This window comes from Clostridium sp. AF02-29, from assembly GCF_934835585.1.
GTDB lineage: Bacteria > Bacillota > Clostridia > Lachnospirales > Lachnospiraceae > Otoolea > Otoolea fessa.
This window is the reverse complement of the sequence record NZ_CAKVZK010000003.1, coordinates 43991-64399: the sequence shown is the minus strand read 5'-3', so window position 1 is coordinate 64399 and position 20409 is coordinate 43991. Positions and strand designations below refer to the sequence as shown.

General features: G+C 50.5%; 15 protein-coding genes. 3 read left to right on the top strand and 12 right to left on the bottom strand.

Annotated features, from left to right (window positions below):
- Positions 1-141 precede the first annotated feature (141 nt).
- Both PUQ60_RS01635 and PUQ60_RS01630 read left to right on the top strand, forming a co-directional pair.
- Positions 142-4398, top strand: a complete 4257-nt coding sequence (locus PUQ60_RS01635) for a 2-hydroxyacyl-CoA dehydratase (protein ID WP_273380977.1) — start codon at positions 142-144, stop codon at positions 4396-4398.
- 150 nt (positions 4399-4548) lie between these two features.
- Positions 4549-5034, top strand: coding sequence for a hypothetical protein (locus PUQ60_RS01630; protein WP_273380975.1), 486 nt, complete (start codon positions 4549-4551; stop codon positions 5032-5034).
- A 107-nt stretch (positions 5035-5141) separates the two neighbouring features.
- Here PUQ60_RS01630 and PUQ60_RS01625 read toward each other — a convergent pair whose 3' ends face one another.
- The 11 genes from PUQ60_RS01625 to PUQ60_RS01575 all read right to left on the bottom strand — a co-directional run bounded on the left by PUQ60_RS01625 (position 5142) and on the right by PUQ60_RS01575 (position 17829).
- Positions 5142-6539 carry a sodium:solute symporter family protein gene (locus PUQ60_RS01625; RefSeq protein ID WP_273380973.1) on the bottom strand — a complete coding sequence of 466 codons (1398 nt, stop codon included), beginning with the start codon at positions 6537-6539 and terminating at the stop codon, positions 5142-5144.
- Positions 6539-7864, bottom strand: a complete 1326-nt coding sequence (larA, locus tag PUQ60_RS01620; protein WP_273380971.1) for a nickel-dependent lactate racemase — start codon at positions 7862-7864, stop codon at positions 6539-6541. The genes PUQ60_RS01625 and larA overlap by 1 nt, the downstream gene beginning before the upstream one ends.
- A gap of 135 nt (positions 7865-7999) precedes the next feature.
- A complete protein-coding gene (gene xerA / locus PUQ60_RS01615; protein WP_273380979.1) occupies positions 8000-8845 on the bottom strand; it encodes a site-specific tyrosine recombinase/integron integrase in 846 nt (281 codons plus the stop codon).
- Between the two features lie 364 nt (positions 8846-9209).
- Positions 9210-9770, bottom strand: a complete 561-nt coding sequence (locus PUQ60_RS01610) for a hypothetical protein (protein WP_273380969.1) — start codon at positions 9768-9770, stop codon at positions 9210-9212.
- 213 nt (positions 9771-9983) lie between these two features.
- Positions 9984-10556: an NUDIX hydrolase gene (locus PUQ60_RS01605; RefSeq protein ID WP_022359672.1), complete on the bottom strand. Its 573-nt coding sequence runs from the start codon at positions 10554-10556 to the stop codon at positions 9984-9986.
- 55 nt (positions 10557-10611) lie between these two features.
- Positions 10612-11409 (bottom strand): pyrroline-5-carboxylate reductase, encoded by a 798-nt coding sequence (proC, locus tag PUQ60_RS01600; RefSeq protein ID WP_022359673.1) that lies wholly within the window; start codon positions 11407-11409, stop codon positions 10612-10614.
- Between the two features lie 597 nt (positions 11410-12006).
- Complete coding sequence (gene rny, locus PUQ60_RS01595) at positions 12007-13554, bottom strand: ribonuclease Y (RefSeq protein ID WP_107000340.1); 1548 nt, start codon at positions 13552-13554, stop codon at positions 12007-12009.
- Between the two features lie 219 nt (positions 13555-13773).
- Complete coding sequence (locus tag PUQ60_RS01590) at positions 13774-14382, bottom strand: regulatory protein RecX (RefSeq protein WP_273381238.1); 609 nt, start codon at positions 14380-14382, stop codon at positions 13774-13776.
- A 95-nt stretch (positions 14383-14477) separates the two neighbouring features.
- A complete protein-coding gene (gene recA, locus PUQ60_RS01585; protein WP_022359677.1) occupies positions 14478-15554 on the bottom strand; it encodes a recombinase RecA in 1077 nt (358 codons plus the stop codon).
- Between the two features lie 362 nt (positions 15555-15916).
- The gene (locus tag PUQ60_RS01580; protein WP_022359678.1) at positions 15917-16807 is read right to left on the bottom strand and encodes a S8 family peptidase; all 891 of its coding nucleotides are present in this window, start codon (positions 16805-16807) and stop codon (positions 15917-15919) included.
- 71 nt (positions 16808-16878) lie between these two features.
- Positions 16879-17829 carry a polysaccharide deacetylase family protein gene (locus tag PUQ60_RS01575; RefSeq protein WP_273381234.1) on the bottom strand — a complete coding sequence of 317 codons (951 nt, stop codon included), beginning with the start codon at positions 17827-17829 and terminating at the stop codon, positions 16879-16881.
- Positions 17830-18277: 448 nt separating this feature from the next.
- Between PUQ60_RS01575 and PUQ60_RS01570 the strand changes: the two genes are divergently transcribed.
- The gene (locus tag PUQ60_RS01570; protein ID WP_273381231.1) at positions 18278-19684 is read left to right on the top strand and encodes an amidophosphoribosyltransferase; all 1407 of its coding nucleotides are present in this window, start codon (positions 18278-18280) and stop codon (positions 19682-19684) included.
- A 290-nt stretch (positions 19685-19974) separates the two neighbouring features.
- Here PUQ60_RS01570 and PUQ60_RS01565 read toward each other — a convergent pair whose 3' ends face one another.
- Complete coding sequence (locus PUQ60_RS01565; RefSeq protein WP_022359681.1) at positions 19975-20298, bottom strand: DUF3870 domain-containing protein; 324 nt, start codon at positions 20296-20298, stop codon at positions 19975-19977.
- Positions 20299-20409 lie beyond the last annotated feature (111 nt).

The window sequence follows — 20409 nt, the reverse complement described above, 5'->3', positions numbered from 1 at the left end:
TGCGCAATATTAACAAATTTTAGTCATTTTTAGCATCTTTTTAACGCACCCTACTAATTGTTTTCTTCCTTATTCTATGTTAAAGTATAGCCGAATACATGTGTAGTACAAAGGAGGGAAGGGGCACTGCCCCGATTGTACATGAATTCCTGTAAAAAATTAGGAATCGACATCGGTTCCACAACGGTTAAAGTATCTATTATTGAAGATGGCGGTAAGCTTCTTTTCGCCGATTATAAACGTCATTTTGCAAACATACAGGAGACGCTCGCGGACCTGCTCCGTGAGGGTGAAGAGAAACTTGGCGCACTGACCGTCGAGCCGGTCATCACTGGTTCCGGCGGTTTAACACTTTCTAAACATCTGGGCATTCCATTTGTCCAGGAGGTTGTAGCGGTTGCCACATCCCTGAAGGATTATGCCCCGCAGACCGACGTTGCCATCGAGCTTGGCGGCGAGGATGCGAAAATTATTTATTTTACCGGCGGCATCGACCAGCGTATGAACGGAATCTGCGCCGGAGGCACCGGCTCTTTTATTGATCAGATGGCTTCGCTGCTTCAGACGGACGCATCCGGTCTTAATGAGTACGCGAAAAATTACAAGGCAATCTATCCGATCGCGGCGCGCTGCGGCGTTTTCGCCAAGACGGATATCCAGCCTCTCATCAACGAAGGCGCAACCAAAGAGGATTTGTCCGCCTCCATTTTCCAGGCGGTTGTCAACCAGACCATCAGCGGTCTGGCATGCGGCAAGCCGATCCGCGGCAATGTTGCATTCCTCGGCGGTCCGCTTCATTTTCTCCCGGAGCTGCGCGCGGCATTTATCCGCACCCTGAATCTGGGACCGGACCAGGTCATTGCCCCGGATCACTCGCATCTGTTTGCGGCGATCGGCGCGGCGATGAACTCTGATCCGAAGACGACTGCCAGCCTGCACGATCTGATCGAACGACTATCCCATGGCATCAAGATGGATTTCGAGGTAAAGCGGATGGAACCCCTCTTTACGGATGAAGCCGACTATGAAGATTTTAAGACACGCCATGCAAGCCATGATGTCAAAAAAGGTGATTTAGCGACCTACGAAGGCAACTGCTACCTCGGCATCGACGCCGGTTCCACCACAACCAAGGTGGCGCTCGTCGGCGAGGATGGCTCTCTTCTATACCGCTTCTACAGCAACAACAACGGCAGCCCGCTGGCGACGGCGATCCGTGCAATGCAGGAGATCCATGACCAGCTTCCGGAGAAAGCACAGATCGCTTATTCCTGCTCCACCGGTTACGGCGAGGCGCTCTTAAAGTCTGCCCTGATGCTGGATGAGGGCGAGGTCGAGACGATCTCCCACTACTACGCAGCGGCGGCATTTGAGCCGGATGTAGACTGCATCCTCGATATCGGCGGCCAGGATATGAAATGCATCAAGATCAAGGACGGCACCGTAGACAGCGTACAGCTCAACGAAGCTTGTTCGTCCGGCTGCGGCTCCTTTATCGAGACATTTGCTAAATCATTAAATTACAGCGTACAGGATTTTGCCAGGGAGGCGCTCTTTGCCAAAAATCCGACCGACCTCGGTACCCGCTGTACTGTTTTCATGAACTCTAACGTCAAACAGGCGCAGAAAGAGGGAGCTTCCGTCGCAGATATTTCTGCCGGACTGGCTTACTCCGTCATCAAAAATGCCCTGTTTAAGGTTATCAAGATTACCAATGCCTCCGACCTCGGAAAACACGTGGTCGTGCAGGGCGGTACCTTCTACAACGATGCGGTTCTCCGCAGTTTTGAGAAGATCTCCGGCTGTGAGGCAGTCCGCCCGGACATCGCCGGTATCATGGGTGCCTACGGTGCAGCTCTGATTGCCCGTGAGCGCTACGATGCTTCCAAGACAACCACGATGCTGCCGATCGACAAGATCTTAAGCCTGACCTACAAGACGACGATGGCGCGCTGCCAGGGTTGTACAAACCACTGTGTCCTGACGATCAACCGTTTCGACGGCGGACGTCAGTTCGTTACCGGCAACCGCTGTGAGCGCGGTCTGGGCGGCAACAAACAGAAAAAAGACATTCCGAACTTATTTGACTATAAATACCACCGCATGTTCGATTATGAACCGCTGACCGCCGATCTGGCGCCGCGCGGTACCGTCGGCATCCCGCGTGTCCTGAATATGTATGAAAACTACCCGTTCTGGGCGGTCTTTTTCAAGGAACTAGGTTACCGCACCGTTCTGTCCCCAAAATCGACGAGACAGATCTACGAACTTGGTATTGAATCGATCCCGAGCGAATCCGAATGCTACCCGGCAAAACTCGCGCACGGTCATATCGAATGGCTGATCCGCCAGGGACTGACCTACATTTTCTATCCGTGCGTTCCTTACGAGCGCAACGAAACCCCGGAAGCAGGAAATCACTACAACTGCCCGATGGTCACATCCTACGCGGAAAACATCAAAAACAACGTAGAATCCCTGACGGATCACAAGGTACATTTCCGGAATCCGTTTATGGCATTTACAAATGAGGAAATCCTGACAAAACGTCTGGTCGAAGAATTTACCAAGGATCAGGCAATCCCGGAGAAGGAGATCCGCGCCGCCGCTCACAAGGCATGGCAGGAACTCATCGCCTCCCGTCAGGATATGGAAAAGAAGGGCGAGGAAGTCATCGCCTGGTTAAAAGAAACCGGACACCACGGCATCGTGCTGGCAGGCAGACCGTACCATGTAGATCCGGAGATCAACCATGGCATTCCGGAACTCATCACTTCCTACGGTTTTGCCGTGCTGACCGAGGACTCCGTCTCCCATTTAGGACGCGTTGACCGTCCGCTGATCGTCACCGACCAGTGGATGTACCACTCCCGCCTCTACGAGGCAGCTTCCTATGTGAAGACACAGCCAAACCTGGATCTGATCCAGCTCAACTCCTTCGGATGCGGTCTGGATGCAGTTACTACTGATCAGGTCAATGATATTCTGACCCGCTCTGGCAAAATTTATACGCTGCTCAAGATCGACGAGGTCAACAACCTCGGCGCCGCACGTATCCGTGTGCGCTCCTTAATCGCCGCGATCCGCGTGCGCGAGATGCGCCACTACCATAAACCGATCGTTTCCAGCGCATACAGCCGTGTTTATTTCACGAAGGAAATGAAGAAAAACTACACGATCCTCTGCCCGCAGATGTCGCCGATCCATTTCGACCTCATCGAACCGGCGGTCCGAAGCTGTGGTTACAACCTGGAGGTGCTGCAGAACTCCGACCGTACTGCTATCGACACAGGACTTAAGTACGTCAACAACGACGCCTGTTACCCGTCCCTGATCGTAGTTGGTCAGATCATGGATGCGCTGCTCTCCGGCAAATACGACTTAGAGCATACAGCCGTTATTATGAGCCAGACCGGCGGCGGCTGCCGTGCCTCCAACTACATTGGCTTTATCCGCCGTGCCTTAGAGCGCGCCGGTATGCCGCAGATTCCGGTTATCTCGTTAAATGCCAACGGCATGGAGACGAATCCGGGCTTCAAGATTACCCTGCCGCTTCTCACCAAGGCAATGCAGGCGGTTGTCTACGGTGACCTCTTCATGCGGGTTCTCTATGCGACCCGCCCATACGAGGCAAAAGCCGGTTCCGCCAATGCCCTGCATGAGAAATGGAAAGCAATCTGCATCAAATCGCTGCAGAAACACTCTTTATCCATGGCAGAGTTTAACCGCAACATCCGCGGTATTATCCATGACTTCGACGAACTTCCGAGACGCGATGTCCAGAAACCGAGGGTTGGCATTGTCGGCGAGATTCTGGTAAAATTCTCCCCGTTAGCAAACAACCACGTGGTAGAGCTTCTGGAAGCCGAGGGTGCCGAGGCTGTAATGCCGGATCTGCTTGATTTCCTGCTTTACTGCTTCTACAACAGCAACTTCAAAGCCGACAATCTGGGCGGCAAACGTTCCACCGCACACCTGTGCAACATGGGAATCTCCCTGCTGGAGTATTTCCGCCGCACCTGCCGCCGCGAACTGGAACGCAGCACACATTTCCTTCCGCCTGCACGGATTCAGGATCTGGCGTCGATGGCGAAGCATTACGTTTCCCTCGGCAATCAGACCGGCGAGGGATGGTTCCTGACTGGTGAGATGCTGGAATTGATTCACAGCGGCACGACGAACATCATCTGCACCCAGCCGTTCGGCTGCCTGCCGAACCACATCGTCGGAAAAGGCGTCATCAAAGGACTGCGCGCCAGCCATCCGGAGGCGAATATCATCGCCGTAGACTACGATCCGGGGGCCAGCGAAGTCAATCAGCTGAACCGTATCAAACTGATGCTTTCCACCGCACAGAAGAACCTGCCAGAAAGGAAAAAGGAGTCAAGAATTGGATGATTTTGGATTGATTTTGGATAAAATTTCCAGCTGACTTTTAAAGACGTCTGTGCTATAATAAATTTATATGGAGTTTAAGATAGGCTGTGGATTCCATAGCCTATCTTCTATATAGGGGAACAAAAAGACAGACTAAAAGGAGATCTCAGGATGAAATCAAAATTATTCCTCTGCGCGGCTCTGGCTGCGGCTCTCTACGTGACGCCGTCTTATGCAGCTGATTATTCCGCACAGGTTGTGAGTTTTTCTCAGGAGGACCCGGACAACCTCTCCATTGAGCTGACCGGCTCCAAAGTAATTACCGACGATTTTTCATTCAAACTTCCATCCCAGTCATTTTCGAGACTCATCATGGTTCCGAACGGGGATTCCTACGAGGTATATGAAAAAACAGCCTATGAAGCCAACGGAGGCGGACTTCTCTTCCGCATTCTCGCATTTGAGGACACGCATTACCGCGATTTAAACGGCTGCACCATCTTAGGCTTCTGCGGCAACAAGATCTTCATTCTGGATCCGCACTACGACGAGCAGTATGCCAGCGACAGCGAAGAATATACACAATGCAAAGAAATCGTGACCTCGCTCAAGAAGAGTTTCATTTCCTATATCAAAGACGCCGGGACGGTTGAGTAGCATCGAATCGAATATAAATATGCAAAAAGAACGCCAAATTCTAAGTTTTTCGCTTGGATTTGACGTTCTTTTTTACTTTAAACTCTTCTATTTAAATCAAACGCCTCTTACTGTTTAACCTTCTCCGGATCCACCAGACTAATCAGAATAAACACAGCCCCGCAGACTGCCAGCATAAAGAATCCAACATTCTTAAATACCGGAACAAGCGCCGGAACCATATTCCATGCCACGATCGACACAATCGAAGCCATGATGGTCCAGAAACCTGCCTTGCGGCTGGAGAATTTCGGGCACAGCAGACCGCCGATGACGATAAACGAAGTACCGATCGCCAGAGAAAGCGCTTTCTGCATCGCGCTTAAAATCGCACCCATCTGAGTTGCAATCAGGTAGGTAACCAAACTGCTGAGTACAACGATTACCTTATTTAAAATATGTTTCTGACGGTCATTCAGCGAAACACCCGGAATCTTTCCGATAATATCCGTGCTGACGGTCGTCGCCAGGCCGATAATCATGGAGCAGCCGGTTCCCATATCAGCCGCCCACAGACCGGACAGCGTGATGCCGCCAAGTACCGGAGGAATGCTCATCAGGATCATTGGCAGTGCCACCGATGCCTCTGCATCCGGCAGAAGCGCACGGCTCGCTACCCCGAGCAGCGCACAGATAAATCCAACCGGAACCATCAGGATCGCGCCAACGATGAATCCAACTGTTGCCGAACGGTCGCTCTTGCCGGTCAGACCGATCTGGACAACGCCCTGAACGGAGTTTGTATTACCCAGCATAACGACGATCCAGCTCAAAATCCCCATCCAGCCCATACCAGCTGTCAGGCTCAGGTACGGTGTGTCCGGGTCAGCTTTCGTCAGTACGTCAATCGCCTCCCAGCCGCCGTGGTTCCAGAGAACCAGCGCCGCCGCCAGGATAACGCCGACATAGATCAGTACCAGATTCAGTACATTTGTCAAAGAAACACTTCCCATACCACCGATCACTGCTACCAGCATGAAGATCAGGAAAGAGAAGAACGTACCGCTCTGAACCGTGAAAATATCCGGCAGAAGCGATGCCAGAATCGAGCCGCCCGCCTTGTACTGCAGGGCGATGATGCCTGACTGGATGATACACATGGCAATGACCATGATAAAGCTCGTCTTTGTGCCGTAGAGGTCCCTTACAAGACCGCTGATGGTCGTGTACTGGCTTCTACGCAGGTAACGGACTGCCAGCATAGAAGAAACAACCGCGCCGATCGCCCATGCTGTATCATACCAGCCTGCCGACAGCCCCACGGTAAAGGCGTTCTCCGCGATACCGATCGTCGAAGCACCGCCGATCGCCAGACCCGCGATACTAGCTGCCACGACAAACGCATTATTTTTTCCTTTATATAAAAGGAAGTTCTCTGAATCCTTTTTCTGGCTGTAAGACACATAGATACTGATGCAAAACAGCAGAAGCACATATAAAATAACTATTAGCAGCGGAATATTCATTACTTCGCGTCTCCATTTTCCTCTGCCTCGCGGCAAATACGCTCGTAGGCTTCCTTTGTCTGCGGGAGCACGCTTCCGCCGTACGGAATTACATATACATCTTTTCCGTTAAAGTCTACCTCTGCCAGCAGATCCTTCATATCTTTAAACGATCTTACGCCCATATCCCGAACCAGCTCCGGCTCCATGGAAGACAGAAGCAGCGTCTTCGAACGACGGATGGACTCGCAGGCTGCGTAGAAAATATAGCCGCCGATGGTGAAAGACGCACGCAGTGCCTCATCCAGGCATCCCTTAGAAAGAGGCTTAATCCAGTCGAAGAAATCCTTGGAACCGCTTCCCTCCGGGCATTCCGCCAGCATAATGAGTGTACCGCCCTCTTTAACCGCTCTCGATGCGTTAAACAGCGTCTTGGTGGACTGATAAAAATTCAGATCCTTCGGGAAACCGCCGCAGCTTGCAATTACGACATCTGCCTGATAGTCGATCGGCAGTCCGTATCCCTTCTGTACATAACTGCAGCTTGCCTGCCATGCCTTGTCAAACTCACCACAGAATAAACCGCTGTGGCGGGAAGACGTATCTACCACGATATTGATACCGAATGTAACATGTACCATGGCACCTGCCTCGCGCATATCCAGGTTGATCGGGTTGTTCTCCACCAGACCGCTGCCGACACGCATATCCGTCATCGGTTTCTCCGGATCCAGCGCACGCTCATGGTTCATGCGGATCGTCTCACGGGAAGCAATACCTGGAACGATGCTCTTTCTTCCGCCGCCGTAGCCTGCCATCAGATGGTGCACCGTACCGCCGATGCAGATGACCTTTCTGCCGACTGCCAGCGGATTGACCGATACACGCGTTCCGAAGGACGTCGTACCGATGTATACCAGATCCGGCGCATCGCAGTCATGGTCAGTCACGCTCGCTACATGGTCGTAGACAAACTCGCTTGCAAGTTTTCTGCGGTCCTCCGCCGTATTCTTGCGGTGTGTTCCCAGTGCAACCACAACCGCAATCTGGTTATATCCCACGCCCATCTCATCGTGCAGATATTTTACCACAAGCTCGCAGATCACGTCCTGACGCATCCAGAAACGCGTCATATCACTGATTACGATCGTAACCGGATCGGTCGGTGCAATCAATTCCTTTAACGGCTTCGTGCCAATCACACCATCCGTCACACAATGCAGAAATTCTGCTTTTATATCTTCAATGACCCGCATCTTATTTTCATACAGGTATTTTACACTCTTCGCACCGTCAATCTCAAAATCGACCGCCGACGTTCCGTACTTTAAATGTACTTGCTCCATTGTCTTTCTCCTTCACATTTCCTCATCCGCGTTAAACAGTTGCGCTTTAAACCACTAAAATATATAGTAAAGCACCTGTTTTGTCAAGTCTTTCACAAAACAGGTGCTTTACTTTTATAATTTATATGATATTTTTCAATCTCCCCGGTACGCCGCATACATCTGCGTCGTTGCCATATCCGAATGTCCGAGAATCGTCTGAACCGCCCGCATGTCTGCACCTCTCGCAATCAGGTGCGCCGCAAAGGAATGGCGCAGCGTATGCGGCGTGATATCTTCCTCAATCCCGGCTTTCTCGCCGTAATATTTGATAATCTTCCAGAATCCCTGCCGGCTCATCGCGCCACCCGTACAGTTGACAAAGAAATAGTCCGATCCCTTTCCACGCAGCAGCTCGTTTCTCGCATGTTCCAAATACTCCTCCAGCGCTGCTTTCGCCGAACGTCCAAATGGGATCGTCCGCTCCCTCTCCCCGTCGCGACAGACCAGAAATCCAATGTTCATATTGATATCTTCCATCTGGATCCCTATAAGCTCTGACACCCGGATTCCGGTCGCATATAAAAGAGCCAGCATCGCCTTGTCCCGGATCTCCTTCGGCGTCTGCCCGGATGGCTGTGCCAGAAGCGCCGATACCTGATCGACACTCAGAATCACCGGCGCCTTTTTCTCTACTTTCGGCGCATGCAGACTCTCCGCCGGGTTCCGCCGGATGCGCGCCTGCATACATTCATAATTAAAAAAAGCTTTTATCGCCGCCATCATCCGCGAAATGGTGGTAGCCGCCTTTCCCTGCTCTTCCATATGAAGAATATATCCATGCAGGCTGGTCTTTGTCACCTTCGCCGCCTCCCGGATCTCTTTCTCCTCCAGATAAGTAATCATCTGCATCAGATCTCTCCGATATGACTGTACGGTATTTTCCGATGCCTGTTTTACCTCCCGCAGGTACTGTTCAAATCTGTCTACTTCCCCTCTCATACTTCCCCAATCTGTTCTCGTAACCATTTCCGCCATTCTTTTATTCACGGCATTTTCTGCCAAAGCCCCAGCCTGCGGGGCAGATATCGTTTCGCGGCAATCCTATCGATTCCTCCATCTGAACCATCCATTCTCCTGAGGTTTTCTCACCCTATCTGCAACTTACCTTCTTCTCCACAAACAGGGCTTTTATCGTCCGCAGGTATCATTATATCTACATTTTCCTATAAAATCAAACATAATTTTCCCCACTTTTCCTACATTTTTCGACTGATTTACATAAAAATACAACATATGGTGCGTCCACTTTTTTCACCCCCATATGTTGTAAATTTTGAATTATATTTTTATTCGGACAGCCCCATTAAAATGGGCAGTGTGAGACCAGTAATGATACAAAACCAGGATTCAGCCACACTTCCAGCGCAGTTCCCATCCCCAGCACCAATAAAAGGATTAAAAATCCAGCCGTCCGTATCCGCCTCTCCTTTGCAAGCGCCCAGGAAAGAAGCAGCCAGAACACAGGAATATAAAACACCGCCTGTGGAAATAACGTCGCCACAAATACAGGCAGTCCCCAAAAACCGCCCCAGCCAGTAAATCCTGCCAGCAGCCATGCCTGCTCCAGACCTAAGACGAGACAAGCACCCCACGCAGCCAGGCATGCGACCGGCGTCATACCTGCCAGCCACAGCATCAGCGCCATCCCTGACCGCTGCAGCCAGACCTGAAAAAACAAAGTTCCCCGGCTGGCTGCCTTCATTCCGGCGTTTAGATGCCACCCGGCACCCGATGGATCTCCAATTTCTTGTCCAAGCCTCGCTGCCAGCACACTTTCCAGCCCGGCATGTCCGCTCCCGGACGAAATTTGAAAACAAACGGCTGCTATCGTCCCCAATACAATCCCAAGGATCCAAAAAAACACTGATACATCCCAGGTACTTAAAGCCGGAAGCCGGAATCTCCTTTTCACATGCAATCCCTGCCTATTCCTTTGTTACCTTATCTGTATTCAGTGTTTTTTATAATATGCCTTTATATCTGCCTCTATATGCTGTTAGCTTCATGCGTCTTTCAGCGTCTAATCCATATATTTATTTCATCACAGATGCTCACAGTGCTTCGCTGATCCTTATTTTTACTTCTGTCCTGCTTTGCAGGCATACGCCAGAATCGCGGACACAGTCTTTCCATCCGTCAGTTCTCCTGCGTAGATCCGTTTCAAAAGGTCGGAAAGTTCCCACGCCTCTACCTCAATCTCCTCGTCCGGGTCAAGATGCTGATGGGTTTTCTTGAGATCGCGTGCCAGAAAAATATCCAGCGCCTCATCACAGAACGCGATCGTTGTGTTGACGCTCATCAGATATTCCAGATGGTCACAACGGTAGCCCGTCTCCTCCTCCAGCTCGCGGTACGCGCAGTCAATCTTCGCCTCATCCGGCGAATCCAGCTTACCAGCCGGAATCTCCAGTGTATAGCGGTCCAGCGCATTGCGGTACTGACGCACCATGAGAATCTTTCCATCCTCCGTAACCGGAAGCACCGCTGCCGCGCCGTCATGATGGATAAAATCCCATTTTGCCTGATGTCCGTTTACCTCGACGGTATCTTCGTACATTTTCAAGATGGTTCCCTGATATTTTAACTCTCGTTTCAGACGTTTGACCGGCACGGACTCCAGCGATGCCTGCTTTTCTACTTTCTGTTCCATATTCCCTCACCCTTATGTCCAGGTTCCTTCTGGGTTCTTTTTCAACATTTTTTCACTATTTCAGGTCGATGCACTTCTCATAGCATGCGTCACATGCCTTGATAACCGCATTCCGCAAACCATACTCCTCCAGGACGCTGACCGCGTAGATCGTCGTGCCGCCCGGCGAGCAGACATCATCTTTGAGTGCGCCCGGATGCTTGCCGGTCTCGAGTACCATCTTCGCACTGCCGACAACGCCCTGCGCCGCCATCCGGTAAGCCACATCTCGCGGCATGCCGTACTTAACGCCCGCATCTGCCAGCGCCTCGATGAACATATAGATGTATGCCGGTGCACTGGAACTGATACATACAACCGCATTCATCATATATTCCGGAACGATCTCCATCATACCAAAAGATTCAAAGAAATTGCTGATCATCTGCTTTTCTGTCTCTTCAAACAGCTTCTTGTCGTAGCAGACACCTGTCATACCCTCGCCGATCAGCGCCGGCGTGTTCGGCATCGCACGCACGATACGGCGGTCACCGCCCAGCTTCTCGTTGACACTGTCAATCGTGATACCCGGTGCAATCGAAATAATAATATTTTCTTTCGTTACATGATCCTTGATATCTGCCAGTACATTGTCATAAAACTGCGGTTTTATAGCTAATACGATATATTTTGCATTTTCCGCACAATCCTGGTTTGTGTCAACCGCCTTGACACCTGTCTCTTTCTCTATCTGTGCCACTCTCCGGCGGTTCAAATCCGTAAAAGTGATGTCTTCCGTTTTATATTTGTTCAGCAGGCTTCGCATGATCGCATAGCCGATATTTCCCATTCCGATAAAACCAATTTTCGCCATAATCTTTGTCTCCCTCCATCTGCCATCCGGCACTTCCCTGCCGGATGATCCTCCATTTGTTGTCTGACTGCAGCTACTCTTTCCAACAGCCACATCTGGCTTTTTATTCAGCATCTTGATAACGGTTCAATCTTCTTACCATTACGCCACAATAAATGCATGAAGCTGCTAAATAATCACTATTTTTCAACTCTATCATGCTATAATACTCGTCTTTTAGACAGTTTGCAAGCAAAATTTCTCCGCCTGCCTTCACGCTCACGACCCTTTATTTTACCCTGCTCATGCAAATTTTCAGCCTGTCCGAAAAACAGAGTTTCCGTTTTCCGCTTCATGAAAAAAACTTGTATTTTTCTGTATTTCTTTCTCTCTCAAAAAAGATGTAAAGAATGTGCCTTGGCACATTCGGGCATCTCGCGCGGTCGCTTGCGACATGTTTCTGCTTTGCGCGAGCGCGCATCCTCGCGGAGCGTTTTTTTGTTTCATAGGACGCAATTTCCCATGAAACAAAAAAGTCTTATGAATGTAATGTATCTTCATCCATAAGACTTTTATTTTCATGCTCAAGTTTACTCCATGCAGCCCTGCTGCCGGGTTTTATTTGGCGTACTCGGTAACTCTCGATTCACGGATTACATTGACCTTGATCTGTCCCGGATACTGTAACTCTTCCTGAATCCGCTTTGAAATCTCTCTCGCCATCAGAACCATATCATCGTCGCTGACCTGTTCCGGTACAACCATGATACGCACTTCGCGACCTGCCTGAATTGCGTAGGATTTATCAACACCCTTATAGGAGTTCGTGATATCCTCCAGCTGTTTCAGACGGTTGGTATATGTTTCCAGAGTCTCTCGTCTCGCACCTGGACGTGCCGCTGAAATCGTATCAGCTGCCTGTACCAGACATGCAATCAAGCTCTGTGGCTCTACATCGCCGTGATGGGCTTCCACTGCATTGATAACGGTTGCGGACTCTTTGTACTTCTTACAGAGCGCCACACCCAGTTCTACGTGGGTTCCCTCCTGCTCGTGATCGACTGCCTTTCCAATATCATGTAATAAACCTGCACGTTTGGCGGTCCGTACATCGACGCCCACCTCAGCCGCCAGAAGTCCGGCTAACTGTGCAACCTCAATCGAATGCTTCAATGCATTCTGACCGTAGCTTGTTCGGAATTTCATCTTACCAAGCAGCTTGACAAGTTCCGGATGGATACCATGAATGCCAACTTCCAGAAGAGCCGCTTCGCCCTCCTCGCGCATCATGTTTTCCACTTCTTTCTGTGCCTTCTCTACCATCTCTTCGATTCTGGCTGGATGAATCCGTCCATCCACAATCAGACGTTCCAGTGCAATACGCGCTACCTCTCTCCGGATTGGATCGAAGCCAGACAGGACAACTGCCTCCGGCGTATCGTCGATGATCAGTTCCACGCCCGTCAGAGTCTCCAGTGTACGAATATTTCTTCCCTCACGTCCGATAATTCGTCCCTTCATCTCATCATTCGGAAGCTGTACGACTGATACGGTTGTCTCAGCCACATGATCCGCAGCACAGCGCTGAATCGCTGTCACCACATAATCCTTGGCTTTCTTCTCTGCTTCCTCTTTCGCTTTCGCCTCGAGATCTTTGATCAGCTTCGCCGTATCATGCTTTACATCTTCTTCCACGGAACGCAGCAGATATTCCTTTGCCTGTTCAGAGGTTAAACCGGAGATCTTCTCCAGTTCCAGCATACCTTTCTCATAGAGAGCCTCTGCCTCCGCAGTCTTTCTCTTGAGTGCCTCCTCCTTGACATTCATACCCGCTTCACGCTTTTCCATCGCTTCTGCTTTTTTGTCCAGGTTTTCTTCTTTGCTCAGTACACGTCTTTCATAGCGCTGAAGCTCAGCTCTTCTTTCCTTTGTTTCTTTCTCAAGCTCATTCTTTGTCTTTAACGACTCTTCCTTCGCTTCAAGGAGAGCTTCTCGCTTCTTTGTCTCAGCAATTTTCAATGCTTCATCTATTATTTCCCTGGATCGTTCTTCTGCGCTTCCAATCTTCGCCTCATATGTCTTCTGGCGATGCTGGTTCGCAACGACCCAAGTAATAGCTGCTACAATAACACCTGTAACGATAACCGCAATTATTACTTGTGACACAGGAGCACCTCCTTATTTAGTTTTCATTGTACGAAAATACAATACTATAATTTTAAACGGTTTTATACAGTATGTCAAGCAGAATAAGCGCTTCCTACCAGCTTCCTGAGACACCTTCAGACAGCGTTCTGTTCTGTTTCATAATACATTTGCACGTTCACAGTCATGAAACAGAATCCATTCAAAATCATCTTTGGTAAATGACTCTGCGCCTGAAAGTCAACTAAGCGCATCCTCCTGCTCCTTCATCTCTCTCCGGATATCTTCCCATGAAAATCCCCGCCTCATCAGATAGGCAATGATCTTTTTTTCCTCCTCCGGCGCTGTCTCTCCCGCCCTGTAATGCTTCTTCTCAAGCAAGACGCGGATTGCCTCGCCCGAATCATGTTCTGTCTCTTCCAGCTGCTCCCGGATGATCTCGCGCGATATGCCTTTTCGCTGCAGGTAAAGCTTCAATTCCGCCTGGCTTTTCCGCTTTCCATGAACCTGCAGGTAATTCGCCGCATATCTGGCATCGTCCACAAAATGATATTCCTGCAAAAATCCAATCGTCTCCTGCACGATCGAATCCGGATACCCGTCCTGGAAAAGGCGGCGGCACATTTCTCCTTCCGTCCGGTCCTGCACCTTCAAAAGATTCAGCGCCCGCTCATGTGCCCGGCGGCTTAAAAGAGCCAAAAGCTCCCTCTCCGTTCTTTCTTCCAAAACCGCGCCCTCACAGACACCGTATTTTTCTAATTCCCCATTATATAAAAGAAAGGCAAAGTCCTCATCCGTGAAAACTTTGCACTTTCTCTTATCCAGGGATTCTACGCGTTCAATCCGCATATACAGCCCCTTTTCATAGCTACAGTTCACACGCTGCCAGCTGTAACTTTTCCTGTTACTGTTCACACATATGTGCCCTGTAACAGGATTTTACTCTATTTTTCGTCCTCTGCGTCCACTCCTACCGGCGGAAGCTCCGTCGGTGCTTCCTTGGACGCCTCCGGCATCATCGTGTCTTCGGAAAGTCCGTATTTGACACGTACCTTGTTCTCAATTTCAAGGCAGATTTCCGGATTTGCTGCCAGGAAATTCTTCGCGTTCTCGCGTCCCTGACCGATCTTGCTGCCCTCATAAGCATACCAGGCGCCGCTCTTCTCCACGATGTTCTCCTTCGCCGCCAGATCCAGGATATCGCCCTCACGGGAAATACCTTTTCCGAACATGATATCAAACTCTGCCTCACGGAATGGCGGAGCAATCTTGTTCTTCACAACCTTGATGCGGACACGGTTTCCAATCACTTCGCCGCCCTGCTTCAGAGACTCAATCCGGCGGACATCCATGCGGACAGAAGAATAGAACTTGAGTGCCCGTCCACCGGTCGTAACCTCCGGGTTTCCGAACATGATACCAACCTTCTCACGCAGCTGGTTGATAAAAATAACGATACAATTTGAACGGCTGATTGCTGCGGTCAGCTTTCTGAGTGCCTGCGACATCAGACGTGCCTGCAGACCTACGTGGGAATCACCCATCTCGCCGTCAATCTCTGCCTTCGGAACCAGTGCGGCAACCGAGTCCACAATCACGATATCGATCGCACCGGAGCGCACCATCGTCTCGGTAATCTCAAGCGCCTGCTCGCCGTTGTCCGGCTGGGAGATATACAGATTATCGATATCAACACCGATCTTCTTCGCATATGCCGGATCGAGTGCGTGCTCTGCATCGATAAATCCAGCGATACCGCCTCTCTTCTGTACTTCTGCCACCATATGCAGGGCAACCGTCGTCTTACCACTGGACTCAGGTCCGTATACCTCGATGATTCGTCCCTTCGGAACACCGCCCAGTCCCAGTGCAATATCCAGGCTCAGGGAGCCGGTCGGAATCGTCTCTATATTCATATTCGCACCAGAATCACCCAGCTTCATCACTGAGCCTTTTCCGTATGCTTTCTCAATCTGTGTCAACGCAGCATCCAATGCTTTCAGCTTGTCTTCTTTATTCATCTTTCCCTCCAAAACGCCGCTCCGCGGCCAATCACGAACAAATGTTCTAAACTTAGTTCTATCATAGCGGATCCGGCTGTAAATGTCAACTGTTTTCTTTTGGTTTTCCCCCGGACGCACTGCAGGATGCTGCCGGATCTATAACCTGATTCTGCGATTCAAAGTATCTACAATTATATCATTTTCCGGCTGGTTCTGTCTATTATTTTGCCGAGAAAAGCTGCTACCCGAACTGTGTCGTACGGAATTTTCAGTTCAGAAAATTCCGTACGACACAGTTACGCTGCCACCATTACTATTCACACAAAACCTTCCGTTGCAAAAATGCCTGCCTGTACACGTCATCTGGCACCGCCCCGCTTCTACTCTAACAGCCGCCCGATATCCAGCGCCCCCCAGCCCTGTTGGTTGCGCGGCAGCCCCAGATCCACTGCCCGCTCTTTAAAGCGAAGCTTCACATCCCGGTTCGTCATGTCCGGGTTCTGCTCCAGCAGAAGCGCCGCCGCCCCCGCGACAAGCGGCGTAGACATGGACGTCCCGCTTTTAAAACGGTACCCGTTCCGCCGCAGGTTACAGCTCACAATCCGTGATCCAGGCGCCACAATGTCCGGCTTGCAGATACAGGCGTCCGTCGGACCCCGCCCCGAATAGTCCACCATCCGGCTGCCTGCCACCTCTACCTCCCGGTCATCATCCGCACATCCCACCGTGATGACCTTCCGGCTGATCCCCGGCGTTGTGATCGTGTGCGCGGCCGGACCATTATTTCCCGCTGCCACCACGACCACATACCCGGCATCCCACGCCGCATCGACACCGCGCACCAGCGCCGAATCTTCGCTCATTCCCTTCGGTGTAAAGGAGCCAACCGATATATTGATAATCCGGATCCCGTACTGGCTGCCATTCTGGCGCACCCAGCGAAGCCCTGCCAGCACATCCGATACATACCCATTTCCCCTCTGATCCAGCACTTTCAGGCAGACCAGCTGCGCCCCCGGCGCCACACCCTGATAGCGTCCCGCCGACGCCGTGCCGCTGCCGGCAATCATCCCTGCCACATGCGTTCCATGCCCATTGTCATCATACGGCTGCTGTTTTTTCTTAAGGAAATCCCGAAATCCGTAAACGCAATTTTCCAAATCCGGATGCAGAAATACCCCTGTGTCCAGGATCGCCACCCCGACGCCTTTTCCTGTCAGTCCTCGTCTGTACGCCTCATTGCAATGAATCCATTCTCTCGCCCGGTTCACAGGAAAAAGCCCCCATATTCTTCCCTTACTGTTAGAATATGGGGGCTTTCGCCGTATGTGAATGCAGCCTCTTATTTGTGGAAGCTGTAATAGACGGTTCCGCCTGCCAGTCCACCGCGGAACTGCGCCAGCTCACTGACCGTCACCAACTGATAGCCACGCTCCACAAGCGCCGGAATGATCGTGACTGCCGCGTCACCGGAAGCATTGTAAAGCTCATGCATCAGAACCACCGAGCCATCTTTTACCTGGTTTAACACGGTCTGCACCGATGAAGCCGCATTGCGCGTCTTCCAGTCCAGCGTATCCACATTCCAGAGTACGATCGGCTGGCTGATATTGGCAAGCACAGTGCTGTTTTTTCCACCGCCCGGAAGACGGACTGTTTTCGGTGCCTCGCCTGTGATCGCGGCAACCGCCTGATTGCAGGCCTCCACCTGCTGACGAATCTCCTGTGCGCCTAACTTCTGGAGATACTTGTGATCCTGCGTGTGATTTCCAATCTCATGCCCATTGGCATACATCCGCTGAATCTCACTCTTATAGGAATTCACACGGTTTCCGACCACATAAAAGGTCACACGACCGCCGTACTGTTCCGCGCAATCCATGATGCGGTTTCCAACCGGGGCATACGGACCATCATCAAAGGTCAGTGCCACCATCGGTGCATTCGGATCGATATAACGACCACCGCTGGCCACCATTCCATCCGGAACCTGGCTGTCCCCCTGCTCCGTTCCCTGTGTCTCAGAAGCAGTCTGTCCGTTATTTCCTGTCTCCTGGTTCTCTGTTGTCTGCTGTCCTTCCGCTGCGCCAGCATGATTCTCGCTGCCAGCAGCCGTCTGTGCATCCCCCGCCTCATTCTGGGAACCGGACGCCTGCTCCCGCCTCTGAATCAGCTCCATATCCGATGCCGGTCCGGACGGCACATCATCCGCATACGCCGCAAACGACGCCCCTACCGTACAGACCGCCGTAAGTAACAGTGCTGCTACTCTCATTTTCCATGTTTTTCTCATACCGCTCCAAACCCTCCAAATTGTTTTCTTTTTCTTCTGCCATTCCGATGCAATCCGGAACAGCCGACCATGTGACATACTCACGTACAATGGTTTTATTATATCACACTCTTCCTTTATTAAGAACACTTCGTCCCATTTTACTTCTTACATTTTTCTGACAAGGTTAGTATTTACGCATACGTGCCCAGTAACGGAATTTGCCGTGGCTTCGCATTTAAATACGGCAAATTCCTGCTGCCACCACGTTTTCTTACGGCACTTTCGCTCCCAAATGTGCCTGCCTGTAAACAGTTCAAAAGAATATTCATAAGTATTTTTAATAAATATTTCATATTGTGTAATACACCTAATATATGCTATGATAAAAATGATGTCGTTACGCATCACAACGCGTGCAACGTAACACATGGAGTTTATTGACAAAAGAGTTGAAAGGAAGTAACAAATGGGCGGATTTTTTGGTGTCACATCAAAAACAAACTGTACACTGGATCTTTTTTTTGGTACGGACTATCATTCCCATCTGGGAACACGACGCGGTGGTATGGCGGTTTATGGAGAAAACGGTTTCAGCCGTTCTATCCACAATATCGAGAATTCCCCGTTCCGTACAAAATTTGAGCACGATGTCGATGAAATGCAGGGTAACATGGGCATCGGCTGTATCTCAGATATGGAACCGCAGCCTCTGTTAATTCAGTCGCACTTAGGAAGCTATGCCATCACCACAGTCGGCAAGATCAATAATGAAAAAGAGCTGATTCAGGAAGCATTTAAGAACGGGCATATTCATTTCATGGAAATGAGCGGCGGCAAGATCAATGCAACCGAGCTGGTCGGCGCCATCATCAGTCAGGCAGATTCCCTTGTTGAAGGTCTGAAACTGGCACAGGAAAAAATCAAGGGTTCCATGACCATTCTCCTGCTGACCCCGGAGGGCATCTATATCTCCCGTGACCGCCTCGGACGTACCCCGGCGATCATCGGACACAAAGATGGTGCGTTCTGTGTTTCCTTTGAAAGCTTTGCATACATCAACCTTGGATACACGGACTACAAAGAACTGGGACCGGGCGAGATCGTCCGCATGAACGCCGACGGCGTAGAGGTACTCAGCCCGGCTCGCAAGGAAATGAAAATCTGTTCTTTCTTGTGGGTTTACTACGGTTATCCGACCTCCTGCTACGAAGGAATCAACGTCGAGGAAATGCGGTACCACTGCGGTCGTATGCTTGCCAAACGCGATCAGTCCGACGCCGATCTGGTAGCCGGAATCCCCGATTCCGGTATCGCGCATGCAGTCGGCTACGCCAATGAATCCGGCATTCCATTTGCCCGTCCATTCATTAAATATACCCCAACCTGGCCGCGTTCCTTCATGCCGACCACCCAGAGCCAGAGAAACCTGATCGCACGTATGAAGCTGATCCCGGTAGACGCCCTGATCCGCGATAAGAGCCTGCTCTTAATCGACGATTCCATCGTCCGCGGCACCCAGCTCGGCGAAACAACCGAATTCCTGTATCAGAGCGGTGCCAAAGCAGTACATATCCGTCCGGCTTGTCCGCCGCTGCTGTTTGGATGTAAATATCTGAACTTCTCCCGCTCCAATTCCGAGCTGGACCTCATCACACGCCGCATCATCCGCGACCGTGAGGGCGACAATGTTTCCCCGGAGCTTCTGGATGATTATGCAAACCCAGACAGCCAGAATTATAAGGAAATGGTCGAAGAAATCCGTAAACGCTTAAACTTTACCTCCCTGCAGTTCCACCGCCTCGACGATTTAATCGAATCGATTGGTCTGGAACCGTGCAAGCTGTGTACATATTGCTGGAACGGAAAAGAATAATGTTGTAGAATACGTTTCTATGATAACCAAAATGGCAGCCCATCAACTTCTGCTGATGAGCTGCCATCTTTATTCTGTTAATTCTCTGCCAATCGTTTTGTTACTGTACACGCATACGTGCCCAGTAACGGAATTTGCCGTGGCTTCGCATTTAAATACGGCAAATTCCTGCTGCCACCACGTTTTCTTACGGCACTTTCGGTTCCAAAAGTGCCTACCCGTGTACAGTAACATCGTTTTATCAGCACCGTGCCTTTATGGTATATACAAGCACACCGCCAATACCCACATCACTTCTGCCCTGTCACCATCATATAACGGTTATGTGCGTCCTTCAGACAGGCAATGAGCGGCTTCTGAGTCAATGCAAAATACCTTTCCCGGATACTCTGCTGCATCTCGTCCAAATCCGTTTTCAAACTCTTTCCAAGCAGCATCGACACAACAAAATTGCGCGTCACCGACAAAATCGTATTGCACTCCAAATCAAGAATCTTTCCCGTCGCCCGTTCTACTACAAAACTCACATAAAACTCGCCGTGCAGGCTGTAAATCGCGTCCTCCTTGCTCGGTTTCGCCTGACCTACAACCAGAATCGTATCATCCTTATACATTATATCGTTTCCCCTTTTCTTCGAAACTGCCCTGATAAAAGCAGTTTCATCCATATACTGGTTTTATGATACCATGTTCTTAGGAAAGGTACAAGCTACGCTTCCTCGGAA